Origin of the sequence: Paraburkholderia sp. BCC1876 (assembly GCF_902833695.1) — a bacterium.
GTDB lineage: Bacteria > Pseudomonadota > Gammaproteobacteria > Burkholderiales > Burkholderiaceae > Paraburkholderia.
The window spans coordinates 1-20,734 of sequence record NZ_CADFGI010000012.1 but is presented as its reverse complement, the minus strand read 5'-3'; the positions used below and the strand labels follow the sequence as shown (position 1 = coordinate 20,734).

Annotated in this window: 21 protein-coding genes; 11 read left to right on the top strand and 10 right to left on the bottom strand. The window is 63.2% G+C overall.

What is annotated here, in order from left to right:
* Nucleotides 1-59: 59 nt before the first annotated feature.
* The 3 genes from dctA to HWY05_RS31580 form a co-directional block, all read right to left on the bottom strand.
* A complete protein-coding gene (gene dctA, locus HWY05_RS31590) occupies nt 60-1,415 on the bottom strand; it encodes a C4-dicarboxylate transporter DctA (protein WP_244146758.1) in 1,356 nt (451 codons plus the stop codon).
* Between the two features lie 171 nt (nt 1,416-1,586).
* The gene (locus HWY05_RS31585; protein WP_035546058.1) at nt 1,587-2,762 is read right to left on the bottom strand and encodes a UxaA family hydrolase; all 1,176 of its coding nucleotides are present in this window, start codon (nt 2,760-2,762) and stop codon (nt 1,587-1,589) included.
* Nucleotides 2,763-2,905: 143 nt separating this feature from the next.
* On the bottom strand, nt 2,906-3,250 hold the full coding sequence (locus HWY05_RS31580; RefSeq protein WP_231584824.1) for a UxaA family hydrolase: 345 nt from the start codon (nt 3,248-3,250) through the stop codon (nt 2,906-2,908).
* 410 nt (nt 3,251-3,660) lie between these two features.
* On the opposite strand from HWY05_RS31580, the gene HWY05_RS31575 reads away from it, so the two are divergent.
* Genes HWY05_RS31575 through HWY05_RS31560 form a run of 4 tightly spaced genes read left to right on the top strand, consistent with a single transcriptional unit; the run spans nt 3,661 to nt 7,421 of the window.
* Complete coding sequence (locus tag HWY05_RS31575; RefSeq protein ID WP_244146747.1) at nt 3,661-4,794, top strand: ABC transporter substrate-binding protein; 1,134 nt, start codon at nt 3,661-3,663, stop codon at nt 4,792-4,794.
* Nucleotide 4,795: 1 nt separating this feature from the next.
* Nucleotides 4,796-5,593, top strand: a complete 798-nt coding sequence (locus HWY05_RS31570; RefSeq protein WP_176060802.1) for an ABC transporter ATP-binding protein — start codon at nt 4,796-4,798, stop codon at nt 5,591-5,593.
* On the top strand, nt 5,586-6,491 hold the full coding sequence (locus tag HWY05_RS31565; RefSeq protein WP_176060801.1) for an ABC transporter permease: 906 nt from the start codon (nt 5,586-5,588) through the stop codon (nt 6,489-6,491). The genes HWY05_RS31570 and HWY05_RS31565 overlap by 8 nt, the downstream gene beginning before the upstream one ends.
* Nucleotides 6,492-6,503: 12 nt before the next feature.
* The gene (locus HWY05_RS31560; RefSeq protein ID WP_176060800.1) at nt 6,504-7,421 is read left to right on the top strand and encodes a LysR substrate-binding domain-containing protein; all 918 of its coding nucleotides are present in this window, start codon (nt 6,504-6,506) and stop codon (nt 7,419-7,421) included.
* On the opposite strand, the gene HWY05_RS31555 is transcribed toward HWY05_RS31560, so the two are convergent.
* The 6 genes from HWY05_RS31555 to HWY05_RS31530 are packed head-to-tail and all read right to left on the bottom strand — an operon-like array spanning nt 7,352 to nt 12,179.
* The gene (locus HWY05_RS31555; RefSeq protein ID WP_176060799.1) at nt 7,352-9,088 is read right to left on the bottom strand and encodes an FAD-binding protein; all 1,737 of its coding nucleotides are present in this window, start codon (nt 9,086-9,088) and stop codon (nt 7,352-7,354) included. The two genes, HWY05_RS31560 and HWY05_RS31555, sit on opposite strands and share 70 nt — an antisense overlap.
* Nucleotides 9,085-9,747, bottom strand: coding sequence for a fumarate hydratase C-terminal domain-containing protein (locus HWY05_RS31550; RefSeq protein ID WP_051980254.1), 663 nt, complete (start codon nt 9,745-9,747; stop codon nt 9,085-9,087). The genes HWY05_RS31555 and HWY05_RS31550 overlap by 4 nt, the downstream gene beginning before the upstream one ends.
* Complete coding sequence (locus HWY05_RS31545; protein WP_051980256.1) at nt 9,737-10,642, bottom strand: fumarate hydratase; 906 nt, start codon at nt 10,640-10,642, stop codon at nt 9,737-9,739. Before HWY05_RS31545 ends, HWY05_RS31550 begins: the two co-directional genes overlap by 11 nt.
* A 21-nt stretch (nt 10,643-10,663) precedes the next feature.
* A complete protein-coding gene (sdhC, locus tag HWY05_RS31540; protein ID WP_176060798.1) occupies nt 10,664-11,107 on the bottom strand; it encodes a succinate dehydrogenase, cytochrome b556 subunit in 444 nt (147 codons plus the stop codon).
* Nucleotides 11,104-11,448 (bottom strand): succinate dehydrogenase, encoded by a 345-nt coding sequence (locus HWY05_RS31535; protein WP_176060797.1) that lies wholly within the window; start codon nt 11,446-11,448, stop codon nt 11,104-11,106. Before HWY05_RS31535 ends, sdhC begins: the two co-directional genes overlap by 4 nt.
* Nucleotides 11,445-12,179, bottom strand: coding sequence for a succinate dehydrogenase/fumarate reductase iron-sulfur subunit (locus HWY05_RS31530; protein ID WP_035546069.1), 735 nt, complete (start codon nt 12,177-12,179; stop codon nt 11,445-11,447). The genes HWY05_RS31535 and HWY05_RS31530 overlap by 4 nt, the downstream gene beginning before the upstream one ends.
* 264 nt (nt 12,180-12,443) lie before the next feature.
* Between HWY05_RS31530 and HWY05_RS31525 the strand changes: the two genes are divergently transcribed.
* From HWY05_RS31525 to HWY05_RS31495, 7 genes are all read left to right on the top strand, one after another.
* A complete protein-coding gene (locus HWY05_RS31525; RefSeq protein ID WP_176060796.1) occupies nt 12,444-13,205 on the top strand; it encodes a GntR family transcriptional regulator in 762 nt (253 codons plus the stop codon).
* Nucleotides 13,206-13,442: 237 nt separating this feature from the next.
* Nucleotides 13,443-14,210 carry a hypothetical protein gene (locus HWY05_RS31520; RefSeq protein ID WP_176060795.1) on the top strand — a complete coding sequence of 256 codons (768 nt, stop codon included), beginning with the start codon at nt 13,443-13,445 and terminating at the stop codon, nt 14,208-14,210.
* A 284-nt stretch (nt 14,211-14,494) separates the two neighbouring features.
* Nucleotides 14,495-16,504 (top strand): ATP-binding protein, encoded by a 2,010-nt coding sequence (locus tag HWY05_RS31515; RefSeq protein WP_176060794.1) that lies wholly within the window; start codon nt 14,495-14,497, stop codon nt 16,502-16,504.
* Complete coding sequence (locus tag HWY05_RS31510; RefSeq protein ID WP_176060793.1) at nt 16,467-17,078, top strand: response regulator; 612 nt, start codon at nt 16,467-16,469, stop codon at nt 17,076-17,078. Before HWY05_RS31515 ends, HWY05_RS31510 begins: the two co-directional genes overlap by 38 nt.
* A gap of 115 nt (nt 17,079-17,193) precedes the next feature.
* Nucleotides 17,194-17,571 carry a response regulator gene (locus HWY05_RS31505; protein WP_176060792.1) on the top strand — a complete coding sequence of 126 codons (378 nt, stop codon included), beginning with the start codon at nt 17,194-17,196 and terminating at the stop codon, nt 17,569-17,571.
* A 249-nt stretch (nt 17,572-17,820) separates the two neighbouring features.
* Nucleotides 17,821-19,872 (top strand): alkyl sulfatase dimerization domain-containing protein, encoded by a 2,052-nt coding sequence (locus HWY05_RS31500; protein ID WP_176060791.1) that lies wholly within the window; start codon nt 17,821-17,823, stop codon nt 19,870-19,872.
* A 9-nt stretch (nt 19,873-19,881) separates the two neighbouring features.
* Nucleotides 19,882-20,421, top strand: coding sequence for a hypothetical protein (locus tag HWY05_RS31495; protein WP_176060790.1), 540 nt, complete (start codon nt 19,882-19,884; stop codon nt 20,419-20,421).
* Between the two features lie 41 nt (nt 20,422-20,462).
* Here HWY05_RS31495 and HWY05_RS38655 read toward each other — a convergent pair whose 3' ends face one another.
* The gene (locus HWY05_RS38655) at nt 20,463-20,594 is read right to left on the bottom strand and encodes a hypothetical protein (RefSeq protein WP_279614189.1); all 132 of its coding nucleotides are present in this window, start codon (nt 20,592-20,594) and stop codon (nt 20,463-20,465) included.
* Nucleotides 20,595-20,734: the final 140 nt, after the last annotated feature.

Below are 20,734 nucleotides of genomic sequence, written 5' to 3'. Positions count from 1 at the left end.
CTTCCCTGAGAAGGCGGTGTGGGCGGTCGATCAGACGACGATCCGTCTGCCGGCCGTGCTCATTTGGCCGCCTTTTCCAGCAGCGGGTGCGCGGCCGGATGCCGTATCTCGTCGAGGCCCGGCCCGGCGGCCGGCGCCTGCGGGGTCAACGGCTGTTGCGCCTCGGCCAGGCGCTCGCGCGGCGCGGCCAGAAACGCGCGGGCCGCGCGAGCGTCGAACGCGCCTTCCCAGCGCGCGACCACCAGCGTTGCGACGACGTTGCCGATCATATTGGTCAGCGCGCGGACCTCGTTGAGCACCCGGTCCACGCCCAGAATCAGCGTGATGCCCGCCACGGGAATGATGTTGTGGGTCGACAGCGTGGCGGTCAGCGCCACCAGTGCCGCGCCGGCCACCCCCGCGCCGCCCTTCGACGTCAGCATCAGGATCGCCAGCAAGCCCACCTGCTGCCACAGCGACAGATGCGTGTTGGTCGCCTGCGCGATGAACAGCGAGGTCATGGTCAGATAGATCGCCGCGCCGTCGAGATTGAACGAATAGCCGGTCGGCAGCACGAGCCCGACGATGGCGCGCGGACAGCCCATGCGTTCGAGCTTTTCCATCAGACGCGGCAGCACGGACTCGGTGGTGGACGTGCCCAGCACGATCAGCAATTCTTCGCGGAAATACTTGAGCAACGGCCAGAGCCCCACGCCCGCCCAGCGAGCCGCCGAACCCAGCACGACGGCCACGAACAGAATGCTCGTGATGTAGAAGCACAGAATCAGCAGCCCCAGTTGCTGCAAGGTGCCGATGCCGTATTTGCCGACCGTGAACGCGATCGCACCGAACGCCCCCAGCGGTGCGAGACGCATGATCATTTCGACAATGCGCATCAGCGTGTCGCCGAATTGTTCGATGCCGCGCATCAGCAGCCGGCTGCGCTGCGACATGATCGACAGCGCAATGCCGAACAGCACGGAGAACAGCAGCACCTGCAGCAGATCGCCGCGCGCGAACGCGCCCACCACCGAATTCGGCACGATCAGATCGAAGAAGCTCGACGACGCCGCATGCGCGTCGGCCACGTAGTGCGACATGGCGTGCGGATCGAGCGTGGCGGGGTCGATGTTCAGTCCGGCGCCCGGACGCAGCACATTCGCCACCACCAGTCCGATCACCAGCGCGATGGTCGTCACCACTTCGAAGTAGAGCAAGGTCTTGAAGCCGACGCGGCCGACCTGCTTGAGACTTTCCATCCGCGCGATGCCCACCGAGACGGTGCAGAAGATCACCAGCGTGATCAGCATCTTGATGAGACGGATGAAGGTGTCGCCGAGCGGCTTCATGTCGACGCCGAACGACGGCGCGAGATAACCGACGAGAATGCCCGCCGCAAGTCCGATCAGGACCTGCACGTAGAGATGTTTGAGCACGCGCAAGATGGTGTCTCCTCCACTCGCTGCCGCCAGATGTCGAGCCGGCGCCGTGGGCGGCATGGCTTGCCGGCACGGGCGGCATGACAGCCGTTCTCCGTGCCGGCCTGCGCCGGACTATCGCGCTCCGCTCCGGTCGCACAGGCTCGCGGAGCGGCCAGGCCGCCGGAATCAGGCGCTTTCGAACAGGCGCGTCAGCACGAACTCGCGGTGGCCGAGTGCTTCCGCCGACGTGAAACGCCCGTTGATCGTCGCCATCATGCACTCGAGCAGTTTGTCGCCGCTCTGGTCGAGGTTCTGTTCGCGCTGCAGGATGCCGGTCACGTCGACGTCGATATGCTCGCCCATGGTGCGCACCGTACGCGGATTGGCGCAGATCTTGATGACCGGCACGATCGGGTTGCCGATCACATTGCCTTGGCCCGTCGGGAAGAAATGCACCGCGAAGCCCGACGCCGCGCACAGCGTCACCATCTCCGCGGCCGCCGACGACGAATCCATGAACCAGAGCCCCGCATGCGTCGGCTCTTCGGCTTTGTCCAGCACGCCGTCCACCATGCATTTCTTGCCGATCTTCTGGATGTTGCCGAGCGCCTTTTCCTCGATGGTCGTGAGGCCGCCGGCAATGTTGCCCTTGGTCGGCTGCGACTCGGAGAGGTCGTCGGTCTTCCAGCGGTTGATCATCTCCTGGTAGCGGTCGAACATGAACTGGAAGCGCTCGCGCACACCGTCGTTCGCGCAGCGCGCCGCCACGATCTGTTCGCCGCCCGTCAACTCGGAGGTCTCGCCGAACACCAGCGTGGTGCCGAGGCCGTACAGTTTGTCGAACGCATTGCCGACGGTCGGATTCGCGCCGCAGCCCGACGTGGTGTCCGACTCGCCGCATTTGGTCGAGACCCACAGATCCGAGATCGGGCATTCCTGGCGATCGAGCGAGGTGGCGTACTGCACCATTTCCTTCGCCGCTTTCGAGGCGCGCATGATCGTGTCATGGTCGCCATGCAATTCGATGCCGAAACCCATCACCGGTTTACCCGTTTTGGCGATGCCGTCGACCACACGCTTGGTCCAGCCTTCCTCGATCCCGATCACGATCACCGCCGCGACATTGGGATTGCTGCCCGCGCCGATCAGCGTACGGAAATGCAGGTCGAGGTCGGCGCCGAACTGCAGCCGCCCGTACGGATGCGGCAGCGCCATGGTGCCTTTGATATTGTGCTCGACAGCCTGCGCCGCCGCGTTCGACAGATCGTCGACTGGCAGAATGATCACGTGGTTGCGCACGCCGACGCGGCCGTTGTCGCGACGATAGCCGCGGAAAGTCGTATCCAGATCTATCACGCTCATGATGGGTCTCTCGTTCAGGTTCGGTTCGGTTCGGTTCAGTCTGGTTCGGCTCGCTGCGGGCGATCCGACGCGGTTCCGCGCCGCCCGGTGCGTAGCTCACGCACTGGCGGGCACGCGCGAACGCTCGCGGGCACGGCCCGCCCTCACCAGCGTTTCGTCTTGATGTTGTGCACGTGGGCATGCTCGCCCGCGCTGATCGGCGCGACCACCTTGCCGATATCCACGCCGTACTTGAACACCGTGTCGCCGACCGCCATGTCTTTCAGCGCCACCTTGTGACCGATCGGAATGTCCTGTTTGGCCGGGAAGCTGACGACCTCGTCGTCGTCCATGATCCATGCGTTCAGTTGCGTGCCTGCCTTGATGCCCTCGACGACCGCCACGCCGACCGTATCTTTTGCCTCGTGCAGGACGATGTGAATCGTCTTCCGCTCGGACGCGGCACCTGCCGCCGCGCTGCCGTTGATGTCTGCCGTGGGATTGCTCATTAGCGTCTCCGTTCGTCTGTGGAATGCGGTGTGGGTGCCGCTGGGGCAGCGCGTCAAGCGCGTTGCTGTGAATTGATATTAGGCGGCAGGTTTGCGCATGTCAACTAGGTCATATATATGTCTTAGATGAGTGTTTTCCAGTAGCCGAGGCTTTCCCATGCGGGTTACGGCGAGCCTGCGCGCGTGGCGGCGAGCGTCGAAGGGTGCGCGGACCACGCCGCGAACCAGACCGCGTTTCTACCAGTTTGATTTCGGGCGAATCATCGCCTAGACTTCGCAGTCATACAGATGACCTAAATAACACGCCCTCATCTGGTGCCCGGCGGCACGAGTTCCCGAACCCTGAATGCGCTGCAACGACGCCGGCACACAGTGCGCACACGACGCACGATCCGCCCCAGGAGACACGCATGATGCTTGCCCCTCTCGTCAGGTTGTGGGCCGCGCCCGCACCCACCTGCCGGCGGCTGTCCGCCGTTGTCATGCGCCGGTGCGGCGCGTCCCGATATGCGGAGGCGCCGGCCATCGGCGTGAAGCGCGTGGTTCGCCTGATAAGCGTGGTCTGTCTGGTGTCCGGCCTGCTTGCCGCCGGCGCCGCGCGGGCGGAGCTCAGCGAGGTGAAGATCGCCCGGCAATATGGCGTCAGCTATTTGCCGCTGATGGTCATGCAGGATCAGAAGCTCCTCGAAAAGCATGCCGCGCAACTGGGCATCAAGGACCTGAAGGTGTCCTGGGTCGAGTTCGCCGGCGGCAACGTGATGAACGACGCGCTCCTGTCCGACTCGTTGCAGATCGCCTCCGGCGGCGTCGCCCCGCTCGTGCTGCTGTGGTCCCGCACCCGGGGGACCTCGGTCGAGGTCAAGGCGCTGTCGGCGATCAACTCGATGCCGCTGCTGCTCAACACGACGAATGCCAAAGTCAGAACGGTGAAGGACTTCACCGGCCAGGACAAGATCGCGCTGCCGGCCGCCAAAGTGTCGATTCAGGCGATCACCTTGCAGATGGCCGCGGAAAAGGCGTTCGGTGCGGGCAATCAGGGGCAGCTCGACAAATACACCGTGTCGCTCTCGCACCCGGATGCGCAACAGGCCCTGTTGTCCGGCAGTAGCGAAGTCACCGCGCACTTCGGATCGCCGCCGTTTCAGGAACAGGAACTGCAAAAGCCCAACGTGCATACCGTGCTGAATTCCTACGACGTGCTGGGCGGCAAGTCGAGTTTCAATCTCGTCTGGTGTACGGCGCGCTTCTATCAGGACAACCCGAAGCTGACGAAGGCGTTCATGGACGCACTGGACGAATCTGAAGCCTGGATCAACCACGACAAGCATGCGGCGGCCGTCGCGTATCTGCGCATTTCGAAGGAGAAGAGTAGCGTGGACGAAGTGGAGAAAATGATTTCGTCGCCCGACGTGTCGTTCACCACGGTGCCGCAGAACACCATCAAATACGCCGACTTCATGGCGCGCACCGGGCTGATCAAGTCCAGACCGCAATCGTGGAAAGACATGTTTTTTCCGACCGCCCAATCGTTATCAGGAAGCTGAGATGCGCGCCGCCACCGAAGCCACGCCCTACCCCGACACCTCGCCCCTGCTCTCGGTGCGCGGCGTGACGCTGCAATACAAGACGCCGAAAACGCTCGTGATGGCCACCTACCGCGTCGACTTCGACGTGTTTCGCGGCGATCGCTTCGTGCTGCTCGGTCCGTCCGGTTGCGGCAAGTCGACCTTGCTGAAAAGTGTCGGCGGCTATCTCGCGCCCACCGAAGGCACGATCTCGCTCAAGGGCAAAGCGGTCACGCGGCCGGGCCCGGACCGGATGATGGTGTTTCAGGAATTCGACCAGTTGTTGCCGTGGAAAACCGTTCGACAGAACGTGATGTTCGCGCTGCAGGCCTCGCACCGCCTGCCCGCCAGGGAGGTCGAAGAACGCGCGATGCACTACATCGACAAAGTCAATCTCGCGTCCTTCGCCGACAGCTATCCGCATACGCTGTCCGGTGGCATGAAGCAGCGCGTGGCGATTGCGCGAGGCATGGCGATGGAGCCCGACATCCTGCTGATGGACGAGCCGTTCGCCGCACTCGACGCCCTCACGCGCCGCAAGATGCAGGACGAACTGTTGACCCTGTGGGACGAAACGCGCTTCACCGTGTTGTTCGTTACGCATTCGATTCCGGAGGCGATCAAGATCGGCAGCCGGATTCTGCTGTTGTCGCCGCATCCCGGCCAGGTGAAGGCCGAACTCGAAACCGCGGCAAGCCCGGAAGCCGCGATCGCGCTGGAAAAGCGGATTCAGCACATGCTGTTCGAAGACGAGATCGAGAGGGCGGAAAATGTCTGACATGCTGACCCGCGGCGGCGCCGCACATCGCAACGCCGCACCCACCGTGCCGCGCTCCGAGGTGGTTCGCGAGCCGTCCGAGACGCGCGAATTCAGCGTGGTCGAAAAGCCGTTGTCGCCGTTCGAGCGGCTCTACAACCAGGCCTGGATCCGCAAGCTGATCATCCTGGCGGTGCTGGCGGGCATCTGGGAAATCTACGGCCGGGTGTTGAACAACCCGCTGCTGTTTCCGACCTTCAGCGCGACGCTCGAAGCGTTCTTCAAAAGCATTGCGAGCGGCGAATTGCCGGGCAAGGCATGGGCCTCGATCCATGTTCTGCTGATCGGCTACGCGGTCGGCATTGTGCTCGCGGCGTTGCTCACCGCGGCCGCCATTACGTCGCGCATCGGCACCGACTTTCTGGAGACGATGACCTCGATGCTCAACCCGCTGCCCGCCATCGCGCTCCTGCCGCTCGCGCTGATCTGGTTCGGTCTCGGCAACGGCAGCCTGATCTTCGTGCTGGTGCATTCGGTGACGTGGTCGGTCGCGCTCAACACGCACTCGGGATTTCTCTCGGTGAGCAATACGCTGAAGATGGTCGGACGCAATTACGGCTTGCGGGGTGGCCGCTACGTGCTGCAAATTCTCGTGCCCGCCGCCTTTCCCAGCATTCTTACCGGCCTGAAAATCGGCTGGGCCTTCGCATGGCGCACGCTGATCGCCGCTGAACTCGTGTTCGGCGTGAGTTCCGGTTCAGGGGGGCTCGGCTGGTTCATCTACGAGAACAAGAACCTGCTGGACATCGCCAACGTGTTCGCCGGGCTGTTCACCGTGATCCTGATCGGGCTGGCCGTCGAGAACCTGATTTTCCGCGTACTCGAGCGCCACACCGTGCAGCGCTGGGGTATGCAATAGCGCGGAGTCGTCGTGAGCGCGATTCGCTATTTCGTCACGTTTCTCGCGGTGGTGCGGCATGGCTCGTTCGCCGGTGCCGCCGAGGAAGTGTGCCTGACGCAGGCGGCGGTCGGCCTGCAGATGCGCTCGCTGGAGCGCGACCTCGATCTCGTGCTATTCGATCGCGCGGCCCGTTCGGTGTCGCTCAGCGCGCAGGGGCGCGCCGTGCTGCCGCTGGCCGAAACGCTGGTGGCCCACTACCGGCAGATTCTCGCGGTCGGCGATGCTGGCGAACTGTCGGGCACGGTGCGGGTCGGCGCACTCGTTTCCTCGCTGATGGGCGCATTCGCCGACGCCATGCTCAAGCTCAAGCAACGCTATCCGCGTCTCGATCTGAAACTGTTTACGGGCTTGTCGAGCGACTTTGCCGCGCGGGTGGAAAGCGGCGAACTGGATGCGGCGATCGTCGCGCAGGCGCCCTCCGGATTGCCCGCCACACTCCGATGGACCCTGCTGTACAGCGAGCCGATGGTGCTGATTTCGTCCGCCAGCGGCCAGCACGCTTCGATCGAAGCGCTGCTCGAAGAGCCGCTGATCCGCTTCGACCGTCACACGTGGACCGGCGTGCTGGTCGACAACGCACTGCGTCAACTCGACTTCGACGGCCACGAGATCATGGAGCTGAATTCGATCGAAGCCATATCCGAGATGGTGCGGCGCGGCTTCGGCGTTTCCATCGTGCCCTTGCTCGCCAATGCGAACTGGACCCGCGAAACCGGCCTGCGGGTCACGCCCTTGCCGGAGCGCATCGCGCCGCGCCGGGTCGGGTTGCTCGAACGGCGCGATCATCCACGCGAAGCGTTCACCGACGCGGTGAAACGTCACTTCATCGATACGGCCGAACTGGCCTCGCCGATCAGCGATTCGCCGGGTCGCACGCGCGTGAACTGAACCGGCCGGCGGCTTGCCGCGAAGCGCTCGCCGTCGAGACGCAGACACATGTAGTCGGAGGTCTCCAGATCGCCCGCGTCCGGAAAGTCCTCGCGATAGTGCGCGCCGCGCGAATTCTCCCGCAGCAGCGCCGACTCCGTGATCGCGCGGCTCACCAGAATCAGATTGCGCAGGTTCATCCAGTCGTGCCACGACAGATTGAAGCGCAGGTCGCGACCGTCGATACCGGTTTCATCGAGTTGCTGGTCCAGTTCCACGAGCCGCTGTTTCGCGCGTTCGAGTCCGGCGGCGTCGCGCAGAATCCCCACGTCGTTCCACATGACTTCGGCGAGCGCGTCGCGGATCGGTTCGAGATTGCCGCGCGCCGTACGCAACGGCCGGTTGCAACGCATCATGGCCGCGTTCAGCGCGTCCGTATCGACCTCGGCGAACTGACCGTGGCGCGGCACCCAGGCCGCCAGGGTATCGCCGGCGATCCCGCCGAACACCGTCGAATTGGCCACGCCGTTGCCGCCCAGCCGGTTCGCGCCGTGCACGCCGCCCGCGTCCTCGCCCGCGACGAACAGACCCGGCAAGGTGGTCGCGCAGTTCGCGTCGAACACGACGCCGCCCATCATGTAGTGCGCGGTCGGCACGACTTCGACGAGACCGCCGGCGAGATCGAAACCGCAGTCGGCGCAGCGTTCGACCATACCCTTGAAGCGCGCGCGCACACTGTCGGCGCCGAGGTGGTGCATCTGCAGATAGACGCCGCCGTTGGGCGTCGCGTGGCCGGCGCGCAATTCGCGAAAGATGCTGCGCGACACCACGTCGCGCGTCGCCCGTTCGGCGCGCGGATCGTAAGTCTCCATGAAGCGCTCGCCCGCGCCCGTCAGCAGGTAGCCGCCCGCGCCGCGCAGCCCCTCTTCCAGCACCGTGCCGGTCATGCGCGTATCGGCGCCGGCCAGCAGGCCGGTCGGGTGAAACTGCACCATTTCCATGTCGCGCAGCGTGAGGCCGGCGCGCAAAGCCATGGCCATGCCGTCGCAGCTTTTGTCGCCGCTCGGCGTGTGATAGCGGTACATGGTCGGGCCGCCCCCGGTGGCAAGCAGCACGGCCTGCGTGCGCACGAAGACGAACTCGCCGCTGCGCATGTCGATCATCAGCACGCCGGCAAGCGTCTGGGCGTCGCGGCTGCGGATGAACTCCACCGCGCGATATTCCTCCAGCCGGTCGATGCCGCGCGCCCACACCTGCTCGGCGAGCCGGTTGATGATCTCGATGCCGGTCTGGTCGCCCTTGTGCACGGTGCGGTCGAAGGTCTGGCCGGCGAACGCCTTCTGCCGCACGGAGCCGTCCGGATTGCGATCGAAGAAACAGCCCAGTTCGTTTTCGAGTTCACGAATCCGCTCGACGGCGCCGGTCACGAGCATCCATGCGAGGTCCTGGTTCGAGAGCCATTTGCCGCCTTCGATCGTATCCATGAAATGCCGCTCGATCGAATCGCCCGGCGCCAGCGCCACGTTGTAGCCGCCCTGCACCATGCGTGTACAGCCGCATTTGCCGAGCAGGCCCTTCACCGCAACGGTGATGCGCAATTGCGGCGCCGCCGCCTGCGCATGCAGTGCGGCAAAGAGACCTGCGCCGCCGCTGCCCAGGATCAGAATGTCGGTATCGACCTGTTTCATCGGGGCGCGCTCCCGGCCGGGTCGGCCGTGCGAATGCCGAGCGAGGCGAGCACGGCGTCGCGCTGCGTCCGCGTGTTCTGCTGGACCGCGGTATAGAGGCTGCCGCCGTGACTGTCCATGGCGACCAGCAAGGGCCCGAAACCGTGGATCCTGAAACGCCACAGCGACTCGGGGTGAAGATCGTCGAGGTCCACGTCTTCGATCTGCTCGATCCAGGTGGTCTCCAACGCGGCGGTCCCGCCGACGATCGCGAGATAGACGCCGCCGAACTCGACGAAGGCCGCGCTCGAGTCCGCGCCGAGGCCGCCCTTGCCGATCACCGCGCGCACGCCGTAGGCGCGCATCAGCGGTGCGGTGAAACGCTCCATGCGCGCGGACGTGGTCGTGCCGATACAGACCGGCTGATAGCCCGCGGGATGCTCCGGCGAGACGTCGACGCGGCGCACATTGGGCGCGGTGTGAATCACCGCATGGCCGCGCAGATCGAAGCGCGTCTTGCGGCCGTGGTCGAACATCTGGATCTGGGTGGCGTCGCGAATGCCGAACAGCGTGTGTTCGAGCGTGACCGTATCGCCCATGCGCAACGCGCGTATCTGTGCTTCGCCGACCGGCATGGCGAGCGTGTGATGCGTGCCGGTAGGCAGCGTGTCAGTAGCCATAGTCGACTCCCTGGGCGGTCAGCGTGGCGCGTGCCCGGCGCGCCGAATGACACTGCATGTTGACGGCCACGGGGTTCATGGTGATATGCGTGGCCGCCAGTTCGATATGAACCGCGAACGCGGTCGAGTCGCCGCCGAGCCCCTGCGGCCCCACGCCCAGTTGATTGACTGCCGCCGACAATTGCCGTTCGAGCGCCGCGCCATGTTCGTCAGCGCAGCTCGTGCCGAGCGGCCGCGTGGCCGCGCGCTTGGCGAGCGCCACGCACAGATCCGAGGTGCCGCCCACTCCCACCCCGACGATCGTCGGCGGGCAGGTCTTGCCGCCCGCCTCCACCACGCAATCGATCACGAACCGGCGGATCGCGTCGACGCCCTCCGCCGGAATCGCCATGCGCAGGAACGAGTTGTTTTCCGAGCCGCTGCCCTTGGGAATCATTTCGATGGAGAGCGTCCCCGGCGTATCGTCGAAATCGATGTGAATCACGGGGACGCCGGCGCCGCAGGAATTCTGCTCGTTGTGGCGCGTGAGCGGATGCACCACCGACGAACGCAACGGATGCTCCCGCGTGGCGCGCGCGCAGCCGTCGCGAATCGCCGCCTTCAGACGCACACCGTCGAACTGCGTGCCCTGGCCTATCACGACGTTGTAGATCGGCAGCCCGGTATCCTGGCAAAGCAGATTGTCGGCCTGCTCGGCCACCGCGATGTTCTGTCGCATCGTCCCGAGCACGCGCCGCGCCGTATCGTTGCGCTCGCCGGTTTCGAGCGCCGCGATGCCGGCCTTGATGTCGGGCGGCAGCAGTTTTAGCGAGCGGATGTACAGCGTCTTCGCCACCTCTTCGAGCTGCGCGTAATCGACGCTGAAGGCCACTTCGAGTTTCGTTGCAGTTTCCATTGAACACCTCGTGCAATACGCTCACAAGCTGAGCGAGAGCGCAAACGCCATACCGATGACAAACGCGCCGCCCGCGGTCAGCGCGATCAGATCCTTGCGCAAGCCGCTCCACGGCCGGAATTCGATCAGCAACAGGCGCACGCCGCCGATCAGGTGCGCCGCGAGCAACGTCACGAGCCCCCATTCGGCGAACACGAAGCCCGGCGAACGCGTGACGACCAGAAACGATTCGAAGCGCGCCGCCCCGTTCAACGCCGTGCCGAGCGCCCAGAAATGCGCGGGCAGGAAGAACGCCAGCGCGAGGCCGGACAGCCGGTGAACCAGAAAGGCCCACCACGCGGGATGATTACGGGCGCGGAAGTCGAGCTTGCGGCCCGGCGCGACGGCGCGCGCGCGCTTTCCCGTGGACGTCGATGTGGCTGTGGATGTGGCTGTGGAGGTGGAGGTGGTCGGCTGTGCGCTCATACCGGCGCCCCGGCGATCAGCGCATAGACCGCGCGTAGACCCGCCAACGCCAACCCGACGCCCACGGCGACGCTGGCCCGCGCGGCCCACGCGCCCCGCCAGCGCAGCCACTCGTCGGCGATCCGGCGCAGGCCCACCGGCACATGCACAGCCGCAGCCAGCACGAACACCGAATAGAACGCGCCCCACGCCAGATTGCCGTGCAAGCGCGAGACGACGTCCACCGCGCGCAGGCCGCCGTGGACGACCCAGATCATCGTGGCCAGATGCACGCCGACGCACAGCGTCAACACCATCGCGGAGAGCCGCTGCCACCACCACGCATCGAGCCCGCGCTTCATCGCGCACCGCCCTTTGGCGCGGACCGTGTCGCGCGTTTGAGACCGGCGATGCTGGCGGTGGGCGCCAGCGCCTTGGGGCACCGTTCGGTACATGAGCCGAGCGTATGACAGGAATGGCAACCGGCGTCGGTCGCCACGGCGTCGTGGCGGGCGCCCTGCTGCGTGTCGCGCACGTCGTTGACCAGCGTCCACGCGCGATTCAGCGCCGCCGGCCCGAGATAGTCCGGCTTCCAGCCGACCACGTCGCAACTCGCATAGCAAACACCGCAGCCGATGCACTCGATGCCCGCGTCCGCCGCACGTCGTTCGGGTGAAGCCGGATCGACCCGTTCGAGCGGCGCGCCGCGGTCGCGATTGCCCGCGAAATAGCCACGGGCGTCGCGCCATTTGTCGAAGAAGCCGGTCATGTCGACCGTCAGATCCTTGATGATCGGCAGATGATTCAGCGGCGCGATTTCCAGCGTATCTCCGGGCCGGCGCAACACCTTCGCCACGTGCGTGCGGCAGGTCCAGCGGGCACGCCCATTCACGGTCATCGCGCAGGAACCGCACATGCCGACGCGGCACGCAAAGCGGTACGACAGCGTGGCGTCGATGCAGCGCTGGATATGCGTCACGACGTCGAGCACGGTCTGGCTCGCGCGACGCGGCACCTCGAACGATTCGAACGCGCCATCTTCGGCGCCGCGCCACACCCGGACGCTCAGCAGTTCGCTGACGGTTGATTGCATGGGAATGGGAAGACCCCGTTGTTCTGATAAAAAAAATAACGACTGAACAACAGGTTAGAGCGCGGCCCGCACGCTTGAAAAGCCAATAATTCTTGCTGCGAGGACAAGGATTTTTTGTGCTTCGGAGTGCGCGGGAATGCGTGTGACATGCTGACGACAGAATCCACATCATCTAGATGTACTAGATGAGTTTGTCGGCTAAAATCGGGGCAGGTTTATCCCTAGCGAGTTGCGTGGCGCGCCTCGCGTATTTCAGAGGTTTTCATGAGCACGCTCGTCATCAATCCACCCGCTTTAGGGGGCACGCGATACAAGGAGGTCAAAAGTGCGATTCTCGCCGCGCTGTCGGCCGGCGAATGGAAAGGCGGCGAATGCATCCCTTCGGAGAAACGGCTGGCGGAACGGTTCGGCGTCTCCATCGGCACGCTGCGCAAGGCCATCGACGAACTCTGCGCCGAAAACATTCTGATCCGTCATCAGGGCCTGGGCACCTTCGTGTCCATGCATCAGCGTGACCGGCATTTCTTTCGCTTCTTCCGGATCGTGCGGCGTGACGGCGACAAGGCTTATCCGGTCGTGACCTTGATCGATTTTCGCAAGGCTCGCGCCTCGCGCGAGGTCGCGGCCACACTCGGGATCGAAACCGGCGCGCGCGTATTTCAATTTACGAATGGTCTTGCATTGCACGGCGCGACGGTGCTGATCGAACACATCACCGTTCCGGAGGCGCGCTTCGCGGGCTTGACCGAGGCCAAACTGCGCAATCGTCCCAACACGCTCTACAACTTCTACCAGGACGTGTTTGCGATCAACGTGGTCGAGACCGACGAACGCGTCACGGTCGCCCTGGCGGATGATCTCGAAAGCCGTGAACTCTCGCTCGATGCGGGTGCGCCGTTACTGGAAATCCGGCGGGTTGCGTACTCCTACAACCGTTGCGCGGTGGAACTTCGGGTCTCGCGACTGAACACTGAAAACTACCAATATATCGGCGCGCATCCGGGGCGCGAGGAACAGGCCGGGTAAGCCTGGTGCACCGGTCAGTGCTCGCGAATCTTTCGCACAGAAACCTGGGCCGTGCCATAGGGACTTGGGGCAAGCGGATTGCCCCGGCGGGCAATCCCGGCTTCCGCCCTTTCCTTTCCCGCCGCCGACCACTACATTGATTTTCGCAAGTGCTTCGCGGATCGCCCCGAAACACCTGCCGCCGACTCGCCTTCCGGTTGATACGGCAGGACGGGCTGCGGACATAGGGAGCGAAGCATGCAATTCATCACGAGCCATCCCATCGTTCTGTTCTTCGTGTCGATCGTGCTGATGTCGATTGCCGGCTGGCTCGGCAACACGATGCTGCGGACTCGCCTGCCGATCGCCGCAGAGGCCCGGGACGACTTCAAGCTCGTTCAGTCGGCTACGTTGACCCTGCTCGCGCTGGTTATCGGTTTCAGCCTCTCGATGGCGGTGGGTCGCTACGATCAACGAAAAAATTATGAAGAGGAAGAGGCCAATGCGATCGGGACCGAGTTCCTTCGCGCGGATCTTCTGCGAGCCGGCGAGGCCGCCGCGGTTCGATCGCTCCTCACTCAATATCTGACGCTGCGAATCGAGTTCTACCAGACCCGCGACACGCAGCGCGTCGCGCAGATCGACACGGCCACGGCCGACCTGCAAACCCACTTGTGGTCCGCGGCCAGGGACGGCGCCGCCGGCCAGCCGAACCCGCTCAGCGCCCTCGCGATCGCCGGGATGAACGACGTGATCAACACCCAGGGCTATACCCAGGCGGCCCTGTGGAATCGCATTCCGCTGGCCGCCTGGATGTTAATGATGGTGATCGGCGTGTTTTGCAATGTGCTGGTGGGCTACGGCGCGGAAAATGCAAAAGGCAAGGCCCGCCTGCTGTTAATCATGCCGATAACCGTCTCCTTGTCGTTCATGTTGATTGCGGATATCGATAGTCCGCGCAATGGCATTATCCGGGTCGCGCCGCAAAATCTGATCAGCACGGCACAGTCCCTACCAAAACAGTAATGTCGCCCTGAACGGTGAAACGCCTGCATTTCACATGCCAGAACACGTGTTAAGAGAATTAATAAAACTCAGAATTACGCGGCTTGCGAATTTATCTTTTTTTGTTCCATTTGTTGAACAATTTTCTGGCCCGGATCCACCATCAGGCCGAAAATTGGGTACAGGTAGGACAAATTAGTCCCCATTAAATCATTAGTCTTTCATGGACATTTTTCATACAGAAGACTATTCGAATTACCAAATCGTCTGGCATAGTGTCTGCGGCGCCAATCTTCGCAAATACCATGAACGAGGAACGCAATCCGAGGATCGTTGCGGTTACCCGCAAGCGGCGCGCCGGCGCACGCGCTCGCGTTATCCATTGGATTTTTCTGCTAATGCTGGGCGTATCGACGGGCACCTATGCGGGGCACACATGGCGAGTGGTGATTCTTCCTGGCGCCGACCCCACGCAACCGGCCGTGCAGGAACAGATCCGCTCAATACGCAGTTCAATTGCCGCCGTCGCCCCCGACGGTGTTGAGTTCTACACCGATTCACTCGACGATCTGCGATTCGATAGCGAGGATTTATTGCCCGAATTTCTCTCGCTGATGAAGAGAAAATATGAGAATAAACAGGTCGATGTCGTGATCGGCCTGGCCGATTTTTCACTGGATTTCACAAAAAAGTATCACGACGAAATCTGGCCCGGCGTACCGGTCGTGATTGCCAGCATCGCCGATACCCGTCAAAAAGATCTTCCGCCCGAATTTGCGTATTTACCGTGGCATTTCGATCTGGCCGGGACGCTGGCGTTGGCCGAAGCGTTGCAGCCGAATGCTCGACGCCTCGTGGTGGTGTCGGGCGTAGCGAAGCTGGATCTCCGGCTCGCGCAGCGTGCGGCAGAGACCGCGCGAGCGCGTCCATCCCGCGATTGGGCGGTCGAGCTCTGGAGCGGCCTGACCGTACCCGAACTGCAGCAGCGCCTCGCTACGCTGGACCGCGATACCGCGGTGCTCTATACCACGATGTATCGCGACCGTAACGGTCGAACCTTTTTCCCCTACGAGGTCGTCGCACCGATGGCCAAGGCCTCCAGCGCTCCCCTCTACAGTTGGTATCCGACCTACTTCGGTCATGGCATGACGGCGGGCTCGGTCATCAGCTTCGAGGCGAATGGCCGCCTCACCGGCGAACTCGCCGCGTCAATTCTGCTCGGCAAGGCGCCCCCTCAAAGCGCCACCGCCGCCCCGAGCGCATCCCACTGTCTCGCGGATGTCGGCATGATCGAAAAGTTCGGACTGCAAGCCGACGCATTGCCGGAGGGCTGTGAGCTGATCAACGTGCCGCCCACGCTCTGGCGGGAATATCGGGGCGTGGTGCTGATCGCCGTCGCCGTCGTTCTTTTGCAGGCGCTGACCATTGCCGCTCTACTCTGGCAACGCCGGCACCGCCGGATCGCCGAAGAAAACGCAACGCTGCGGCTAGCCGAACTGGCTCGCGCGGGACGGTTCGCGTTGGCCGGTGAGTTGAGCGCGTCCATTGCGCATGAAGTTGGGCAGCCGCTAGGCGCGATTCTGAGCAACGCCGACGCAGCCGGCATGATGCTCGAAGGCGAGCCCGAGACAGGCGAACTTCAGTCCGCGCTCGCCGACATACGTCGCGACGCGCTGCGTGCGAATCAGGTGGTGCAGCGACTGCGCGCACTCCTGCAAAAGCACACGCTCAAGCTGAGCCCGATCGACCTCAACCCGGCGTTTGACGAAGCCCTGACCTTCCTCGATCTCGAAGCCAACAGGCGGCACATCGCGATCGAGTCAAATCTGGCGGCGGAGCACACCCTGGTCCAGGGCGACCGCGTGCAACTGCAGCAGGTACTGCTCAATCTCGCCATCAATGCAATGGACGCGATGGAGGACACGCCTCCCGCGCAGCGCATGCTGTCCATCTCGACGCGCCTGGCGGAGCACGGTTATGAACTCGTCGTCGCCGATCGAGGTCACGGCATTCCGGCCGACGCCGGCGAGCGCCTGTTCGATTCGCTGTACACAACCAAACCTCACGGCATGGGACTCGGACTATCCATCGTCCGCACCATCGTCTCGACGCACGGCGGACACGTTTCGGCAGCGCTGCGGGAAAGCGGCGGCAGCGTATTCACAGTCTGGCTGCCCGCAATTGCCGGCATCTACCCGGTCGCCGGTGGGCCTCGGCCCGATCGCCCCGCTGAACCGGTCGAATTGACATTCCACCAGCAACACAAGGAGGACAACCGTGAGACATCACGCCGAAGCCGTCATCCATGTCGTTGACGACGACACCGCTGTCCGTACCGCGTTGATGCGACTCCTCCATCAGGCGGGGTTTCAGGTAAAAGGCTATCCGAGCGCTGGGGACTTTCTGGTTGCGGTGCCTGACGCGTTGCCGGGGTGCCTGCTGCTGGACCTGGAACTCCCTGGTCCGAGCGGCCTGGATTTGCAGCACGCACTGCACCGAATGGGCAACCCGATGCCGGTCGTGTTCATCAGCGCGCACCACGACATTCCGAAAACGGTCACCGCCATCAAGGCCGGCGCAAGCGACTTTCTGCTGAAGCCGATCGAGACGCAAGCCCTCCTTGCGGCGATCGATAACGCACTGGCCAGCGTCACCGTCGAGCCGTCGACGGACAGACAACACACGGACACCGACGCCGTCGCTTTGAACGAGCGCGAGCAGGTGGTGCTACGTGGCATTGTCGCGGGTCGACTCAACAAGCAGATCGCGGCTGAACTGGCCTTGAGCGAACGAACCGTCAAATCCTGCCGCGCGGATCTCATGCGCAAATTCCACGCTCACTCGCTCGCCGATCTCGTGAGACTGGCGGACCCGGCAGTGCGCGCCTGATTACCGTTACGCCGATCCTCCCGGTTTGCCCCTGAGGGCAATCGCGTTGCCCCATGTCCCGATAGCGTCGAACGCCGGCTCGCACGACACTTGATGTAAGGGACGTTGGCGAGCAATGACAGAGACAGAACCGTTAATCGTAGTCGTAGAAGACGACGACGGCATGCGTCGCGCGTTGCAACGCCTGCTGCGCGTGTCGGGCTTCGACACCCTGACCTTCGAGAGCGCGGAGGCTTTCGTGAGCGCGAACCTCGCACGGGCTCCGCACTGCCTGGTGCTGGACGTTCAACTGCCCGGCGCGTCCGGCCCGCGTTTCTACGAACAACTCGGCGTTCAACGCCCTCCGGCCGTATTCATCACCGCGCACGACAGTTCGGCGACGCGCAGCGCAATCCTGAGCGCCGGCGGCCATGAGCTATTGACCAAACCGTTCGTGGCCAGCGATCTTCTGGACGCGATTGCACGGGCCGTCCTGCGAGGCGCTTCGCCTTGAGCTGGTGTTGCATGGGAAGCAAGGGCGTCGCGGGATCGGGTCCATGCCGTGGCGGGTCATCGGTCAGCTCGCAGGCATCGCCCGTTTTCGTACTCGCCAATCCGATGGGGCTGATCGGCGTGGTGCTGACTGCCCAACTGACGGCAACCGTCACGTCATCGCAGACCGTCGCTCACCGAATGACCCCGGCTCCCTGCCGGTTGAAACACACCCCACCTTGTGGTTATCGACACGTAACAGGAGGCCGCTATGTCTGAACCGAAAGAGCCCACAGAGCCCGGCACGCGCAGAGCGTTTCTGAAGAACGTAGCCGTGGCAGGTGCCGCGAGCGGGCTATCCGGCGTGATGGGAGAAGCGTTGGCTCAAACGAATGCGATGCGCTCCACCAGCGCGACCAGCAAGCCCGCCACCCAGGCCACCCTCGACATCAACCGGCAGTATGCGGCGTTCCTTTCGTTCGCCGACGCCCAGGATTTCGAGGACGCCACCCGTGGTCGGGTCGCGACGCTTCCTGAGCCTGTCGTCATCAAGGGAACGGGGGATTTCCCCGCGTGGAACCTGCAACAGTTCGCCTTTGTCAGCGGCGGCCCCGAGAACAATGCGCCGCCGACCGTGAACCCGAGTCTCTGGCGTAACGCCAAGCTCAACATGCACCACGGTCTGTTCCAGGTGGTTGACGGCATCTGGCAGGTGCGGGGTTATGACCTCTCGGTGATGAGCATCATTCGCGGCGATCAGGGATGGATTGTCGTCGACCCATTCGTCACGGCGGAGGTCGCAACCGCGGTGTGGAAGGAACTGGTGATTCCTCATCTCGGCGACAAACCCATTACACACGTCATCTATACGCATAGCCACGTGGACCATTACGGCGGCGTGCGCGGCCTCGTCAGTGAGGAGGACGTGAACGCGGGCAAGGTGAAGATCGTCGCACCGCACGGCTTCACCGAGGCCGCGGTGGGTGAAAATATCATTGCCGGCAACGCGATGGGGCGGCGGGCAAGCTACATGTATGGTTCTCTGCTGCCACGCAATCCGATGGGCGGCGTCGACGGCGGACTCGGCAAAACGACCTCGGTCGGCACGATCACCCTGATCACCCCGACGATATTCGCCGAAAAAACCGGCCAGACCTTGACGCTAGACGGAGTAGACCTGACGGTACTGATGGCGCCGGAGTCGGAAGCGCCGTCCGAATTCATGTTCTATCTGCCGAAGTACAAGGCGTTCTGCGCGGCGGAAGATGCGACGCATACGTTGCACAATCTCTACACGCTGCGCGGCGCCAAAGTGCGGGACGGGCTGCTGTGGTCCAAGTACCTGCAAGCGTCGATCGACATGTTTGGTGGCGACGCTCAAGTACTGTTTGCCTCGCACTACTGGCCGACGTGGGGCAACGACCGCATCCTGTCCCTTCTGGCCGGCCAGCGCGACATGTACCGCTATCTGCACGACCAGACCCTGCGTCTTGCCAATACGGGGCTCACGCCCCTCGAAATTGGCGAGACGATACGGCTGCCGGACAGTCTGGCGAAACGCTGGTATTGCAGAAGCTACTACGGAACCGTCTATCACGACGCGGTCGCGCAATACAACTTGCGGCTCGGCTTTTTCGACGGTGTGCCCGCGAATCTGCATCGCCTGCCTCCGGTGGAAAACGGCAAGCGCTATGTCGAATTCATGGGCGGCTCCGCAGCGGTGTTGAGCAAGGCGCAAGCGTATTACGACAAGGGCGAGTACCGGTGGGTCGCCGAAGTGGTCAATCATGTCGTATTCAGCAACCCACAGAATAGGGCCGCTAAACAGCTATTGGCCGACGCGTACGAGCAACTCGGCTATCAGTCCGAGTCGGCGCCATGGCGCAATTTCTATCTCACCGGCGCGATGGAATTGCGCAACGGCATCAGGAAAGTGCCGGCCCCCGAGCCTCAGAGTCCCGACACGATTCGCGCCATGCCGCTCGATATGTTCCTCGACTTCCTCGGCATTCGGCTCAACGGCGAGCGTGCAAACGGCAAAACGATCTCGTTCAATCTGACGCTGACCGATACGAAAGAAAACTACCTGGTCGGCGTGGAAAACAGCGCGATTCATTATTCGAAGGGAAAGACGTCGAACACCGCCAATGCGTCGATCACGATGACGCGCGTCAACCTGAACAACGTGATGCTCGGCTCGACTACGGTGCAGAAGCTGGTAATGTCGGGAGACGCGAAAATAGACGGCGATAGTCAGAAGCTCGGCGAGTTCATCTCGTGGCTCGACACCTTCGAGTTCTATTTCAATATCGTCACACCGTGAGGTGCCCGAATGTGCGCAGTCTGCGAGTTCAAGATCGAGTTCGGCGTTGGGCATCCTCAGGCGCTAACGGTCGCCGTTGCGACGCGAAAGGCCATTGAAGCGGGTTTGCTCCAACAGATGGACCCTGAAGAAGGGGCACTCGCCCAGGCACGCTTGCGAATGAAGGCCGTCGATACGCTCAACGGTTTGCAAAGCCGCATTCAGGACGCGTTGCCGGTCGACGACCTGTTGAGTCTGCCGGATTTTTACGTCTTGCTCATCGAGAACGAAACGTGGGGCTTTTTTCACGCAACCGAATACGGCTTCGATCCGGACATCGTGCCGGCGCCCCCCGATGTGCTGTCCGAGAACCCGGATGCGCGCAGCCTCGTGATGGTCATCGCTCAGGTGGCGCTGCAAGCCTGGCTCGATCGGGAGATAGATAACCGTCAGCTAGATGCGGAGTCCCTGTTGTTTATCGATGGACCGTCCGTGCAGCGCGGCACCTTGCTCTCCATGCTGAAGGCGGTCAGGCCAGTGACGGATCTCCTTTCATCCGTTACGGCCTGACCGCCCTCATCGATCACGACAACACGACAACACGACCGCCGTCAGTCGCCACCCGCGGCCGCAGCGGTCATTTTCTCGATCACCTGATCGACGCCGAAGCTTGCCGCCTTCTGGCGCGGCGGGAATTCCTTGAAGGTCTGCAGGAACTCGGCAACGCCGGCTTGCGCAGGCACCAGAATGAAGACGTGGTGTTGTCGGCGGTGTAAAACCGCTTAAAGATGGCGTCGCAAGGTTGAGCAAAGCGCTCAACAATAAGGGGGCCGTGTGGCCCCCTCGTGGTTGATGATGTGATGTGCAACGAATCCGCTAGAAC